Source organism: Salinispora pacifica CNR114, assembly GCF_000514775.1.
GTDB lineage: Bacteria > Actinomycetota > Actinomycetes > Mycobacteriales > Micromonosporaceae > Micromonospora > Micromonospora pacifica.
This window is the reverse complement of record NZ_AZWO01000004.1, coordinates 134,238-146,906: the sequence shown is the minus strand read 5'-3', so window position 1 is coordinate 146,906 and position 12,669 is coordinate 134,238. Positions and strand designations below refer to the sequence as shown.

The 12,669-nt window shown below is 71.9% G+C and carries 14 protein-coding genes; 8 read left to right on the top strand and 6 right to left on the bottom strand.

Features of this window, described 5'->3' with window-relative positions:
- A complete protein-coding gene (cbiQ, locus tag B118_RS0102870) occupies positions 1 to 741 on the top strand; it encodes a cobalt ECF transporter T component CbiQ (protein WP_018219415.1) in 741 nt (246 codons plus the stop codon).
- Positions 738 to 1,580, top strand: coding sequence for an energy-coupling factor ABC transporter ATP-binding protein (locus B118_RS0102865; RefSeq protein ID WP_018219416.1), 843 nt, complete (start codon positions 738 to 740; stop codon positions 1,578 to 1,580). The genes cbiQ and B118_RS0102865 overlap by 4 nt, the downstream gene beginning before the upstream one ends.
- A 143-nt stretch (positions 1,581 to 1,723) precedes the next feature.
- On the opposite strand, the gene B118_RS0102860 is transcribed toward B118_RS0102865, so the two are convergent.
- The 6 genes from B118_RS0102860 to B118_RS27845 form a co-directional block, all read right to left on the bottom strand.
- On the bottom strand, positions 1,724 to 2,326 hold the full coding sequence (locus B118_RS0102860; protein WP_018219417.1) for a copper resistance CopC family protein: 603 nt from the start codon (positions 2,324 to 2,326) through the stop codon (positions 1,724 to 1,726).
- 16 nt (positions 2,327 to 2,342) lie between these two features.
- The gene (locus B118_RS0102855) at positions 2,343 to 3,572 is read right to left on the bottom strand and encodes a Dyp-type peroxidase (RefSeq protein ID WP_026270520.1); all 1,230 of its coding nucleotides are present in this window, start codon (positions 3,570 to 3,572) and stop codon (positions 2,343 to 2,345) included.
- Positions 3,569 to 4,156: a copper chaperone PCu(A)C gene (locus B118_RS0102850; protein ID WP_028192343.1), complete on the bottom strand. Its 588-nt coding sequence runs from the start codon at positions 4,154 to 4,156 to the stop codon at positions 3,569 to 3,571. The genes B118_RS0102855 and B118_RS0102850 overlap by 4 nt, the downstream gene beginning before the upstream one ends.
- A 98-nt stretch (positions 4,157 to 4,254) precedes the next feature.
- Positions 4,255 to 5,031: a zf-HC2 domain-containing protein gene (locus tag B118_RS0102845; RefSeq protein ID WP_028192342.1), complete on the bottom strand. Its 777-nt coding sequence runs from the start codon at positions 5,029 to 5,031 to the stop codon at positions 4,255 to 4,257.
- Positions 5,032 to 5,085: 54 nt separating this feature from the next.
- Positions 5,086 to 5,646, bottom strand: a complete 561-nt coding sequence (locus B118_RS0102840; protein WP_018219421.1) for a sigma-70 family RNA polymerase sigma factor — start codon at positions 5,644 to 5,646, stop codon at positions 5,086 to 5,088.
- A 145-nt stretch (positions 5,647 to 5,791) separates the two neighbouring features.
- Positions 5,792 to 7,039 carry a MalY/PatB family protein gene (locus B118_RS27845; protein ID WP_043540978.1) on the bottom strand — a complete coding sequence of 416 codons (1,248 nt, stop codon included), beginning with the start codon at positions 7,037 to 7,039 and terminating at the stop codon, positions 5,792 to 5,794.
- 119 nt (positions 7,040 to 7,158) lie between these two features.
- Here B118_RS27845 and B118_RS0102830 point away from each other — a divergent pair, with 119 nt between their 5' ends.
- The 6 genes from B118_RS0102830 to B118_RS0102805 all read left to right on the top strand — a co-directional run bounded on the left by B118_RS0102830 (position 7,159) and on the right by B118_RS0102805 (position 12,667).
- The gene (locus B118_RS0102830) at positions 7,159 to 7,446 is read left to right on the top strand and encodes a hypothetical protein (RefSeq protein ID WP_028187900.1); all 288 of its coding nucleotides are present in this window, start codon (positions 7,159 to 7,161) and stop codon (positions 7,444 to 7,446) included.
- A gap of 114 nt (positions 7,447 to 7,560) precedes the next feature.
- On the top strand, positions 7,561 to 8,469 hold the full coding sequence (locus tag B118_RS0102825; RefSeq protein ID WP_018810538.1) for an ABC transporter ATP-binding protein: 909 nt from the start codon (positions 7,561 to 7,563) through the stop codon (positions 8,467 to 8,469).
- On the top strand, positions 8,469 to 10,127 hold the full coding sequence (locus B118_RS0102820; protein WP_018219425.1) for an ABC transporter permease: 1,659 nt from the start codon (positions 8,469 to 8,471) through the stop codon (positions 10,125 to 10,127). Before B118_RS0102825 ends, B118_RS0102820 begins: the two co-directional genes overlap by 1 nt.
- Positions 10,128 to 10,200: 73 nt before the next feature.
- Entirely contained in the window at positions 10,201 to 11,082 is an 882-nt protein-coding gene (locus B118_RS0102815) for a hypothetical protein (RefSeq protein WP_026270521.1), read from the top strand.
- Between the two features lie 75 nt (positions 11,083 to 11,157).
- Positions 11,158 to 12,048 (top strand): bile acid:sodium symporter family protein, encoded by an 891-nt coding sequence (locus B118_RS0102810; RefSeq protein ID WP_018219427.1) that lies wholly within the window; start codon positions 11,158 to 11,160, stop codon positions 12,046 to 12,048.
- A gap of 25 nt (positions 12,049 to 12,073) precedes the next feature.
- On the top strand, positions 12,074 to 12,667 hold the full coding sequence (locus tag B118_RS0102805) for a TetR/AcrR family transcriptional regulator (protein ID WP_018810541.1): 594 nt from the start codon (positions 12,074 to 12,076) through the stop codon (positions 12,665 to 12,667).
- The last annotated feature ends 2 nt before the right edge of the window (positions 12,668 to 12,669 follow it).

Genomic DNA, 12,669 nt, shown 5'->3' with positions numbered 1-12,669 from the left:
GTGTTCGCCCTCGACATCGCCGCCCACACCGGTCCCTGGCGAGGTCGGCACCCCGCCGAGAAGGCGCTGCTCGCGCTCGGGCTGCTGGTCTGCGCGGTGGCCCTGCCCACCTGGCCCGCCGCGCTCCTGTCCGGCGGCGCCGCGGCGGTGCTGCTGGCCGCCGCACGGGTGCCACTGGTCGTGGTGCTGCGGGCGGGCCGGGTGCCGCTGCTCTTCGTGGCCACGTCAACGGTCCCGTTGCTGGTGTCGATGCCGGCTCCGGCGCGCCTGGCCATCGACCCCGCCGGCCTGCCGCTGGCGGCACAGACCGCGGGCCGATCCGTGGCGGCGTTGACCTGCCTGCTGCTGTTCACCGCCACCACCCCGTTGTCGGATGTCCTGCCACGACTGCACCGGCTGGGGGTCCCCCCGGCGGTCACCGAGGTTGCCGCGCTGACGTACCGGATGCTCTTCCTGCTGGTGGAGAGCGTGGGTGCGGTCCGGCAGGCGCAGGCGGCCCGGCTTGGCTTCCGTACCTGGCGGACCGCCTACCGGTCGCTGGCCGGACAGGCGGGGGCGGTGTTCGTTCGGGCGTTGCACCGGGCGCGGCGGCTGGAGGAGGGACTGGCGGTACGGGGCTACACCGGGTCACTCGCCGTGCAGGTGGCGGCCCACCGGGTGTCGGTGCCGTTCGTCGCGGCGACCACGGTGTTGCTCGGCGCGATTGTCACGGTCAGCACCGGGTTGGTGTCTCCTTGGTGAACGCCTCGCTGCTGGAGTTCGATGAGGTGGGCTTCGCCTACCAGCCGGGTCGGTCGATCCTGACCGGGGTCAATCTTCGGATCGACCCCGGTCAGCGGCTGGCCGTACTGGGCCCGAACGGCGGCGGCAAGACGACGCTGTTCCGACTGGCGGCCGGCGCGCTGCGGCCCGCCACGGGCCAGATCGTCCTCGCCGGCACCCAGGTGCGACACACCCGGGCCGGCCTTCGGGAGCTGCGGCAGCAGGTGCAGCTGGTGGTGCAGGACCCAGACGACCAGCTCTTCTCCGCCAACGTCTGGCAGGACGTCTCCTTCGGGCCGGTCAACCTGGGGCTCCCGGCCGCGCAGGTGCGGCGGCGCTGCGACGCGGCGCTGTCGGCGCTCGGTGTGTCGGCGCTCGCCGAGCGACCCACCCATCTACTCTCCTACGGCCAGCGCAAGCGGGTGGCCATCGCCGGTGCGGTCGCGATGCACCCACGGCTGCTCATTCTCGACGAACCCACCGCCGGGCTCGACCCGGCCGGGGTGGAAGCACTGCTGCGCACCCTGGACGACCTGCACACCGCGGGTACGACGGTGGTGCTCTCCACGCACGATGTCGACCTCGCCTTCCGCTGGGCGGAAGCGGTGGCGGTGGTCTCCGGCGGTGGCGTGCGGACCGTAGCCACGGCGGACGGCCTTGCCGATGGGGGCCTGCTCGCGGCGGCACACCTGGTGCCGGCCTGGGCGCCGCTGGTGCACCGGCTCCTGGACCGGATTCCGGAGCTGGCGGGGGCCCGTCCGCGGGCGGTGACCGAACTCGCCGCGCTGCTCAACGATGCCGCGGCGGACGATCGGTGATCGCCGCAACGCAACGCAACGCGACGCGCGGCGTGGCCGTGGCAACGGCCACGCCGCCCGCCTGTGGCAGCGGTGCTCATCCCGCTGGGACAGCGGCGCCAACGGGTGCCGGGCGGTGCTCGGCGCCGCCCGGTACCCGTTGGTCAGGCCGTGCCGCGTCGGCGGCGTAGTAGCACCAGGCCCCCGGCTACCAGGACCAACAAGACTCCGCCGCCGATCACCGTCGCCGTGCCGATCCCGCCGCCGTCATTGTCGGTCGCCGCCACCGGGCTGGCCGTCGCGGGCTCCGTCGGCGGTGTGGTGGGCTCGGCCGCGGGGGACGACCCCGCCGGCGTCGGAGCTGGCGCCTCGGCGCCAGCGGGGTCGGCGACGGTGAACGCGTACGAGCCCTGGACCGGGTGCCCGTCGGCGGAGACCACCCGGTACGCGACGGTGTAGGTGCCGTTCGCCAGAGCTCCGTCGATGCTTATCGTGCCCTTTGCCCCGGTGACCACAGGTTCACCGGTCGGGACCTTCTGCTCCGCAGCGTCGGAGAGGACGATGGTGGTGAACGCCGGATCCAGCTTCTGGAGGAATTCCAGTGTGATTTCGGTCGGCGCCTTGTCCAGCTCGGCGTTCTTGGCCGGTGTGGTGGTCTTCAGGGAATTGTGCGCGGCAGCCGGCGCGGCCGGTACGAGCAGCAGCGCGGCGGCGGCGAGGACGGCGGCGAGGAAGCCGGCGGGTCTCGGGCGGGTGTTGGTCCGCATGGTTCTCCTGTCGAGGTCAGCCGAGCAGTTGCTGGCCGATCCAGCCGCCTTCGGGGCAGCCGGGTGGGATCGCGAAGACGGCGGAGCCGATCGGGGTGGTCCACTCGTTGAGTAGGTCCCGCTCGGCCAGCCGTCGTTGGATGGGTAGGAACTGACGGGTGATGTCGGCCTGGTACGAGGCGAAGATCAGGCCGCTGTCCGCAGTGCCGTCGGCGCTGGGCACGCCGTCGTAATTGTAGGGGCGGCGCAGAATCCGGAGCCGGTCCTCGGTGACGTGGGAGCGGGTCAGGTGCGAGAAGTCCGGGATGACGGTGAGCCCGCCCGATCCGAGGGCGTCGAAGTTGGGCTCGTCGTGTTCGTCCGTGCCGGTCAGCGGCGCGCCGGTGTCGAGCCGCCGGCCGACGGACAACTCTCGGTCGGTGCGGCCGAGGAGATCCCACGTCTCCAGGTTCATGCTGATCCGCCGGACGACCAGGGTGGTGCTGTCGCGCAGCCAGGTCGGCCCGTCCGGTACCCACACCGCGGTCTCCAGGGGAGCGCCCGGCTTCGGGTTGGCGGTGCCGTCGAGTTGGCCGAAGAGGTTGCGCTGGGTGCGCCCCGGCTCGGACCCGGCCGCGCGCCGGAAGCCTTGCTGTACCCAGGCGACGGTGGCGAAGGGGCGGCTGTCCTTCACCAGCACCCGCTGGGCGTGCGCGACGGTCAGCGGGTCGTCGGCGCAGATCTGCAGCAGCAGATCCCCGCCGGACCAGTGGGGGGAGAGCCGGTCGATGCGGAACGCCGGGAGGGCGGCCACCGATGGTGGCCGCCGCTCGTCGGCGTTGGCCGCCTGGTAGAAACCGGGGCCGAAGCCGAAGGTCACCGTCAGCCGGGCCGGCAGCAGCCCGAGCTCCGGCTCGGTGTCGGCCAGGGCGGGACGGCCCTGGGTGAGGCGGGCGGCGTCGTCGGAGAGCAGTCGCAGCATTCGCCCCAGCGCCTCCCGGTCCGTCTCCGGCCGGAGGGCGAGCGCGACGAACGCCGCGTGTGCCTGCGGTTCGGTGGCGACCCCCGCCTGGCGGGTCCCGTGGAATGGTTCGATGGCGAGCCCGATCTCCGCCACCGGCGTCAGCTCGGCGGGGCGGGTCGCGGGGTCGTCGGAGAGGCTAACGGCGGTGACGGCCACGGTGGCGCCGAGCGCGCCACCGGCAGCCAGGGCACCGCCCGCGAGTAGACCGCGCCGGCTCACCGCGCGGGGGCCGCTCCCAGTCACGACGCTGCGCTGGGGCTCATGGACATGTCCGGCATGCTGTGCTCGGGGTCGTAGCTCTCCTCAGCACCGGTGAACGGCTTCGCCACCGCCGTGAAGGACTGGGTCCGCCCGTCGGCGAAGGCGAGGGTGAAGGTCAGCTCATCCCCGGCCTGCACCGGCTGCTGCAGGTCCAGCAGCATGAGGTGGTCGCCGCCGGGCTCCAGCAGGTGGCTGCTCTTCGCCTTGATCACGATGCCGCCCTTCTTGGCCTGCATGACCATCTCGCCATCCTTCATGGCCATCTCATGCAGCTCCATCGGCGACACCTCGGTGCTGACGCCGGTCAGGGTAACGTCGGCGTCGCTCTCGTTCACCAGGGTGGCGAACGCCGCGGTCATCCCCTTGTCGGCGGCCTTCACCCACGGGTCGTTGATCCCGATCACGCCGGCGGGGGCATCCGCCGCCGGAGTGGCCGTCTCCGACGGGGTTGGGTTGGTCGTTGACGAGTCGCTGGATGAGCCACAACCGGCCATGGCGGCGGTCAGCAGGGCAGCGGCGACCAGGGCGGCCGGGCGTAGGCGCCGATCGGTGACGTTGCTTGGCATGTAGGACCTCTCTGAGTTCGGTGTCGACTGTTGGTCGGTTCGGCAGGGCGGGAAAGTTCCCGATGATTCGGTTAGCGACATCACCGGTATCGGGACGCTCAGGCCGCCGCGTTGTCCCGATGGCACGCCGAACCCGGAACCGGCGGGGGCACGAGCCGCAGCCCCGGCGGGGGCGGCTCATCCTCGGCCCGGATCCGCCAGCGGGGACGATCAGCGCGGAGGTCGGTGGGCGGGCCGTCCGGGTGTAGACCCGGCCGAGACATGGCCACGACGATCGCATAGCCAACGAAGAGGAATCCGTGACTGACCAGCCGGGCGGTCTCCACCCGGCCGGTCATCAGGTCGTTGACCGACAGCAGCACCAGCGTGCCGACGAAGGCGCTCAACATGGGCAGCAGCCCGGTCGGCGGGGTGCGGCGGGCGGCCACGAACAGGAACCCGGCACCGACGGCGATGTTCCACGCCGCTGCCTCGTGCCACAGGTGGCCCGAGGCCAGCGGTCCGCCGGCGTGGATGTGCGGGCCTGCCGCCGCCTGACCGACCTGGGTCAGACCCAGCAGGACCTGCAGCGCCCCGGTCAGCCCGAGCGTTGCGCGCAGGGCGATCACCAGCCGCTGTCGCCACGGCGGCCGCGTCGTTGACCCTGCCGGGGCTGCCGGGGCTGCCGGAAGTGCGGCCAGGATCACATCGGTGAGGTCGGGGCCGAGCACGCTGACCGACAGCCGGGCCCGGCGGGTGATCGCCGCGGCCTGGTCGAACCACGTCCGGCACCCACCACAGCTGGCCAGGTGGGAGTCGGCTGCCGCCCGCTCAGCCGGGGTCTCCTCCCCGTCCAACTGCGCCGACAACACCTCGCGCCACTGCTCACACCCCATGTACCGGTAGTCGGACCGGCGCCGGCGTTGGTTCCCGTGCGGGACGGGAGGTCTTCAGCCGGTTGCGGTGTGCCGGGCCGACTCGCCGGAGCGGGCCTGTAGTGCGACGACCAGGTCTGCCCGAGCCCGGGACACCCGTGACCTGATCGTCCCGACCGGGCAGCCGCACACCTGTGCGGCCTCGGCGTAGGAGAGGCCGAGAACCTGGGTGACGACGAAGGCCTCCCGGCGGTCGGTTGGCAGCGCCGCGATGACCTGCTCCAGGGCGACCTGCCGGTCGAAGCCGCTCTCGTCGGCGTCGGTGATGTCGTGGGAGTCGGTCATCGGGACCGTCCGCGGACGGGACGTGGCGGTCCGCACGTGGTCCACCGCGACCCGCCGGGCGATGCTGAACAACCAGGTGCGCGCGGAGGAGCGCCCGGCGAATGAGGGAAGCGACCGCAGCGCGCGCAGGTAGGTCTCCTGCGTCAGGTCATCCGCCTCGGCTGGGGAGATCAGGGCGGCCAGGAAGCGCCGGACCTGTTGCTGGGTCGCCCGGATGAAGGCGGCGGCAGCTGCCTGGTCACCGCCTCCTGCCTGGAGAGCCCACGAGGTGACGTCGGTGTCGTCGGTCACGGTGGGTACCTCCGGGTCGCCGTTCGGAGCGAACGACGGGCACTAAATGCCCGTACGAGACGGCTGAGCATCGTGCTGAACGGTAGCGTACGACATTCCCGGCGCGCCGGGCTCTCGCCGGTTCTGGGCCGCCAACTGTTGTGGATCATCTCGCGGCGGTGGTTCCCGCCTCCCGGGCAGCCCGGCCCATCCGGGTGACGGCGTCGGTGAGGATGCCGGGGGAGGTGGCGAAGTTCAGCCGGACCCGGCCCGCACCACCGGTGCCGAAGGCGTGCCCGGAGCTGAGGGCCACCCGCGCGCGTTCCAGGAACAGCTGGGCCGGATCGGTGCTGACCTCGTCGGACGCGCTGTCGGGTGGAGCACTGTGTGGGCTGAGACGCCGGCAGTCCAGCCAGGCCAGGTAGGTGCCTTCGGGGCGGTGATAGCCGACGGTGGGCAGGTGCTCGGCCAGTAGGGACTCCAGTCGGGTGCGGTTGGCGTCTAGGCCGCGGAGGAGACGGTCGAGCCACTCCCCGCCGGCCCGGAGGGCGGCCGTCTGCGCGACCACACCCAGGTGGCTCGGGCCGTGGCTGACCTCTTCCGGCATTCGGGCCAGCTCGGCCGCGGCGCGTGGTCCCGCGATCGCGAGTGCCGCCTTCACGCCGGCGAGGTTCCACGCCTTGGAGCCGGAGGTGACCGCGAAGGCATTCTGGGCGCCGGTCACGGTCAGGTACGGGGTGACGGCTACCCCCGGCAGCGCCAGCGGAGCGTGGATCTCGTCGGAGATCACCCGTACGCCGTGCCGGTCGGCCAACTCGGCGACGGCCTCGAGTTCCGCGCGGCGATGTACCACCCCGGTGGGGTTGTGCGGGTTGCACAGCAGGAAGGCCGGCCGCTTGCTGCGGGCCCGGGCCCGCCGGAATGCCTCTCCGAGGGCGGCGAGCTCGATCCGTAGGTCGGCCCCGAGCGGAGCCTCGACGACCTGCCGTCCGGCGTGCCGGGCGAACGCGTAGAAGGGCGGATAGACGGGGGAGCAGACAACCACGGTGTCGCCGGGGTCGGTGACCAGCCGGAGCACCTCGACGATGCCCAGCATCACGTCGGGTACCACCGCGGTTCGGCCGGGGGAGAAGTCGGTCCAGCCCCAGCGCTCGGCGGCGAACTCGCCGAACGCCTCCGCGTACCCGTTTGGGTGGGCGTAGCCGGTGTCGCCGAGTGCGATGGCGAGCTGTAGCGCGTCGGTGACGGCGGGTGCGAGGGGGACATCCATCTCCGCCACCCAGAGCGGAAGCACGTCCGGGGCGTAGCTGCCCCACTTCACGCTGGTGCGTCGCCGGAGCTGTTCCAGCGTGAGCTGGGTGAGCGGGTTCGGTACGGCGGTGGGGTGATCGTCGGAGGGCGTGGAGCGGGACATCTGCCCACCCTAGGGCGTCCGACGGCGGGCGGGACTCTCACGGGTCGCCGGGGCTGGACCGTACGCCTCGGCCCGGTATGCGCTTGCCCCCGCATTGAACGACTGTTTAATCTATCGGGGTGGCATCCGACGGCGGCATTGTCGAGACCCAGATTGGTGGCTTCGTCACCACGGGTCCGCGCCGCGGTGCCCCCATCGCATCGGGTCTGCGCCGCGGTGCCGCCGGGATCGCATCGGGTCCGCGCGGCGGTGCCGCCGGGATCACGGCGCCGGCCCTCGAACGGTTCACCCAGGGGCTGCACGTCGATCGCTCAATGCTGGATGACTATCTGATGTACGTCCCGGACCCGCCGGCGGTGAGCGACGCAGCAGGCACTGCGTACCGGCTGTCACGCCCCCCGGCGTGAATCTTCTCCGCGGCGGCTCACCGACTCTCGGTGCGCTCCGCGTGACCGACGACATCGGACCAACCCCGGGGCTCCAACCCGCCCGGGGTCCTCCCTCGAACGAGGTCTACGACCATGACCACGGCAATCGATATTCAACACATCGACAAGCGCTTTGGCCGCATCAAGGCACTGGACGGTCTCGACCTGCGGGTCGAGACCGGTACCGTGCACGGCTTCCTCGGCCCCAACGGTGCCGGCAAGTCCACCACGATCCGGATCCTGCTGGGGCTGCTCCGCGCCGACCGCGGCCGGGTCCAGCTACTCGGCGGTGATCCGTGGGCCGACGCGGTGCGACTGCACCGGCGGCTCGCCTACGTCCCCGGCGACGTGGAGCTGTGGCCCAACCTGACCGGCGGCGAGGCGATCGACCTCTTCGCCCGCCTGCGCGGCGGGACCGACCCGGTTCGCCGCGACGAGCTGTGCCAACGCTTCGACCTTGATCCGCGCAAGAAGGGGCGGACCTACTCGAAGGGCAACCGACAGAAGGTCGCCCTGATCGCGGCGCTGGCCAGCGACGTGGACCTGCTGCTGCTCGACGAGCCGACCGCCGGGCTGGACCCACTGATGGAGGCGGTGTTTCAGGAGTGCATCCGGGAGGCCTGCGCGGCCGGCCGGACCGTTCTGCTCTCCAGCCACATCCTCGCCCAGGTCGAGGTGCTGGCCGACCAGATCTCGATCATTCGGCAGGGACGGATCGTCGAGACCGGCTCCCTGACCGACCTGCGTCACCTGACCCGGACCTCCGTGGACGCGATCGTCGACAGTTCGGCGGCTCAGCTCGCCACCCTGGCCGGCGTACACGGGCTGCAGGACATCGACGGCCACGTCCGCTTCGAGGTCGACGGCGAGCACCTCGCCGTCGTCGTCCGGCACCTGGGCGACCTCGGCGTACGCGGGCTGACCGTCCGGCCGCCGACCCTGGAACAGCTGCTGCTTCGGCACTACGGCGATGAGTCGACCCGCCACGGGGCGGTGGCGTGATGGCCACCGTGTTGGTGCGCCGTCCGGTGCTCGCGGCGCCCGGCCAGGGTGGCGGCCGGGTCACCGGGACCGGCACGCTGCTGCGGTTCATGCTGCGCCGGGACCGGATCCGCTTCCCGGCGTGGACCCTCGGCCTGGCGTTGCTGATGGGGTACTTCGCGACCGCGCTGGAGACCTTCGTCGAGAGCCCGGCGGATCTGGAGGGGCTGACCGCCTTCTCCGGCAGCCCGGCCGGTGCGCTCTTCGGCGGCCCGGGATTCGGCTTCGACGACCTGACCATCGAGCGCTTCCTCGCCGGGCAGTACGGCCTTTACGTGGCCATCGGCGCTGGCCTGATGGGGCTGCTGACCGTCGTGCGGCACACCCGCGCCGAGGAACGTTCCGGCCGGGCCGAGCTGATCCGGGCCAGCGTGGTCGGCCGGCACGCCCAGCTCACCGCCGTGCTGGCGCTCGCCGCCACGATGGCCGCGGTCGTCGCCATCCTGATCGGTGGCCTGATGGCCAGCCGGGGGTACGGCCTCGGGGGGTCGTTGCTGTTCGGTGCTTCGGTCGGTGCTGTGGCGCTGGTATTCGCCGGAGTCGCGGCGGTCACCGTCCAGCTGTCGGAGTATCCGCGGGCCGCCTCCGGCACCGCCGGTGCCCTACTCGGAGTGGCGTTCGTGCTGCGCGGGCTGGGTGACATGGCGGCGGCGCAGGGCAGCGGCGCGTCGTGGCTGTCCTGGCTGTCACCGGTCGGCTGGTCCCAGCAGACCGCGCCGTACGTGCACGACCGCTGGTGGCCACTGGTGATCTCGCTGGCCTTCGCGCTGACCGCCGTGGCCGCCGGCTACGCGCTCTCCGCCCGCCGGGACTTCGGTGCCGGGCTCGTGCCGCCCCGCCCGGGGCCGGCCCGGGCGGCGGCCTGGCTGGACGGGCCGCTCGCGCTCGCGTTCCGGCTCCACCGGGCCAGCCTGATCGGGTGGAGCGTGGGACTGCTCGCCGCCGGTCTCGCCTACGGCTCGTTCACCCAGCCACTGCTCGACGGATTCACCGACGCACCGGAGGACATGGTCGCCATCATGGGCGGTGCGGAGAACCTGCTGGACGGCTACCTCGGCACCATGGGGCTCACCATGGCCCTCGCCGTCGGGGTCTACGCGGTGCTCGCCATGCAGACTCTGCGCTCCGAAGAGAGCGAAGGGCGGGCCGAGTCGGTCCTCGCGACGGCTGTCAGCCGGTCGGCCTGGATCGGCAGCCACCTCGTGGTGACGGCGGTCGGCGTACCGTGGCTGCTGCTGGTCGCCGGCGCCGGTATGGGCGTCGGAGCCGCGGTGAGCACCGGCGATGCCGGGTCCTTCGGTGGTTTGCTACTCGGCCACGTGGCGCACACTCCGGCGGTCTGGCTTCTCCTCGCCGCCGCCGCGGTGCTCTATGCGGTGGCGCCGCGGGTGCTGCCGCTGATCTGGGTGGTGCTCGGCTACGGGCTGATCGTCGGGTACTTCGCCCCGATCCTCGAGATTCCCGCCAGCGCCGTGCGGCTGTCCCCCTTCGCGCATGTCGGCGAACACCCGTTGGAGGAGGTCAGTGTGGTCGCGGTCCTGGTACTGACCATGCTTGCCGCGGTGACCGCCCAGGTGGCTCGCCTGGTGTTCCGGCGGGACGTGGTCGGTCGAACCTGACCGGGTTTCCGTGGGGCGGCGAGGGATCGCCGCCCCACGGAACCTTCCGGCGCCCGGCCACGTCCGATCTGACATGACCAATAGTCGACTCCGTTGGACGGCGCCCGCCGTGTCGCTGCTCCTGCTCGTCACCGCCTGCGGCTCGCAGGGTGAGGCGGCCGACGCGGACGATCCCGGCCAGCCGGAGGCGTCGCATCCCGCTGACGAGGTGGTGTTCCAGATGACCTCCATCGGTGGGTTCGGGATGCCGTCCGTGCTGGCCAGCCGCATCCCGTCCCTCAGCGTCTACGGTGACGGACGGGTGATCAGTGAGGGGCCCACGACCCTGATCTACCCGGGGCCCGCGCTGCCCAACCTCCAGGTTCACCCGATCGCCCCCGAGGACGTCTCGACGCTGCTGGAGTCGGCGCGGGCCGCCGGCGTGGACGGCGCGGTGGACTTCGGCACCCCGACGATCGCCGACGCCCAGACAGCCCGATTCACGGTACGCGGCGCGAACGGCACCGAGCAGATCGACGTCCCGGCTCTCACCGAGGCGGGCGACGGCGCGTACGGGCTGACCGCCGACCAGCGGGCGGCCCGGACGCGGCTGCGGGCGTTCGTCGCGTCACTCACCAGCGATTCGGGTCTGCTGGCGCCGACCGAGGCTGACAGCGCGAAGCCCTACGTGCCGACCGTGGTCGCGGGCGTCGCGGTACCGTTCGTCGAGGCGGAGGGCCTCGGCCAGCCCGAGGTGGCCTGGCCCGGGCCAACGTTGCCCGGCGAGCCCCTCGGTGCCGACACCGGGCCGGGCTGTGTGACCGTAACCGGAGCTGAGCTGCAGATGCTGCTCGCGGCGGCGGCGGAGACCACCGCGGCGGCGCGGTGGACCTCGGACGGCAAGAGCTGGATGGTGCAGCTGCGACCGTTGCTGCCGGATGAGACGAGCTGCGGGGATCTCGTGGCCAGGGACTGACGCTGGCCCAGGCCGGGCAGCGCGGTCCACCCGGGGGATTGCGGCAGCGAACGCGAGGGTTGACCATGTGCTGCCATGGACTCGGCATTGACCCTGATCGGATTGCCCATCGCGCTCGGCATCATCATGCTCGGCCTGGGCCTCGGGCTGACCGTGGCGGACTTCCGCCGGGTGGCCCGCTATCCGAAAGCCGCCCTCATCGCCCTGGTGTGCCAGGTGCTGGTGCTGCCGGCGCTCTGCTTCGGGCTGGTGCTCGCCTTCGACCTGGCCCCGGAGCTTGCCCTCGGGATGATGCTGCTGGCCGCGTCCCCCGGGGGCACCACGGCCAACCTCTTCAGCCACCTGTTCGGCGGACACGTCGCCCTCAACATCACCCTCACCGCCATCAACTCGGTGCTGGCCGTGGTCACCCTGCCGATCGTGGTCAACCTCTCGGCGGCCTACTTCCTCGCCGACAGCGGGAGCCTGGGTCTGCAGTTCGACAAGGTGCTGCAGGTCTTCGCCATCGTGCTCATCCCGGTCGCGATCGGCATGCTGATCCGGGCCCGGGCGCCCCACGCCGCCGTACGCCTGGATCGGCCGGTCCGGGCCCTGTCGGTCGTGGTGCTCGTCGCGGTGGTCGTCGGCGCGGTGCTGAACGAACGGGAGAACCTCGCCGACTACTTCGTCTCGGTCGGCCTGGTGGTGTTGGCGTTCAACGTGCTCAGCCTCGCAGTCGGATACGGGGTGCCCCGACTGGCCGGGGTTGATCGCGGCGCGGCGACCGCGTCCGGATTCGAGATCGGCATCCACAACAGCACCCTGGCGATCACCGTCGCGCTCAGCCCAGCGTTGCTCGACAACACCCGGATGGCCATCCCCGCTGCGGTCTACGGCATCGTCATGTTCTTCACCGCCGCGGCCTTCGGCCTTCTGGTGACCCGCACCGGAGCCCGGTCGGAGGGGTCGGTTGGCCGGAATCCGTAGCAGCGGGGGATGGTAGACATTCGGCGTGGTGGAGCGGAGTAGGACTGGTGAGCGTGGCATCGAGGACGCGGTTCTGGATGCCGCCCGTGACTGCGTCCTCGCCTACGGCGTACGTCGCACGACCGTGACCGACGTGGCGCGTCGCGCCGGGGTCTCCCGGATGACCGTCTACCGACGCTGGCCGGACGCGCAGTCGCTGATCGGCGATCTGATGACCCGGGAGTGGCAGCGGGTGCTGCTGGCCACGACGACCGACGAGGGCACCGGAAACGCCCGATCCCGCCTGGTCGAGCGGGTGGTGGCGGGAGCACGGGTGATGCGGGAGCACCCACTGCTGTGCAAGATCCGCGATGTCGATCCGGAGGTGCTGATCCCGTACCTCCTCGACCGGCGCGGCGCGGGCCAGGAGGAGATGCTGCGGTTCCTGGTGGACGCCGTTGCCCACGGCCGGGCCGACGGCTCGGTCCGGCCCGACGAGGCCGAGACCATGGCCCGGGTTGTCCTGCTGACCACGCAGTCCTTCGTGCTCTCCGCTCGGATCGTCGCCGACGGTCTTCCCGCCGCCAGCCTGGACCGGGAACTGGCCCGGTTGGTGGACGGCTACCTGCGGCCTGACTAGAA

Excerpts from the sequence above, each read along its gene's own strand:
- B118_RS0102810 (WP_018219427.1), top strand. The coding sequence starts at position 11,158 with ATGGACTCGGCATTGACCCTGATCGGATTGCCCATCGCGCTCGGCATC.
- B118_RS0102845 (WP_028192342.1), bottom strand. The coding sequence starts at position 5,031 with ATGGGGTGTGAGCAGTGGCGCGAGGTGTTGTCGGCGCAGTTGGACGGG.
- B118_RS0102825 (WP_018810538.1), top strand. The coding sequence starts at position 7,561 with ATGACCACGGCAATCGATATTCAACACATCGACAAGCGCTTTGGCCGC.
- B118_RS0102815 (WP_026270521.1), top strand. The coding sequence starts at position 10,201 with ATGACCAATAGTCGACTCCGTTGGACGGCGCCCGCCGTGTCGCTGCTC.
- B118_RS27845 (WP_043540978.1), bottom strand. The coding sequence starts at position 7,039 with ATGTCCCGCTCCACGCCCTCCGACGATCACCCCACCGCCGTACCGAAC.
- B118_RS0102860 (WP_018219417.1), bottom strand. The coding sequence starts at position 2,326 with ATGCGGACCAACACCCGCCCGAGACCCGCCGGCTTCCTCGCCGCCGTC.
- B118_RS0102850 (WP_028192343.1), bottom strand. The coding sequence starts at position 4,156 with ATGCCAAGCAACGTCACCGATCGGCGCCTACGCCCGGCCGCCCTGGTC.
- B118_RS0102820 (WP_018219425.1), top strand. The coding sequence starts at position 8,469 with ATGGCCACCGTGTTGGTGCGCCGTCCGGTGCTCGCGGCGCCCGGCCAG.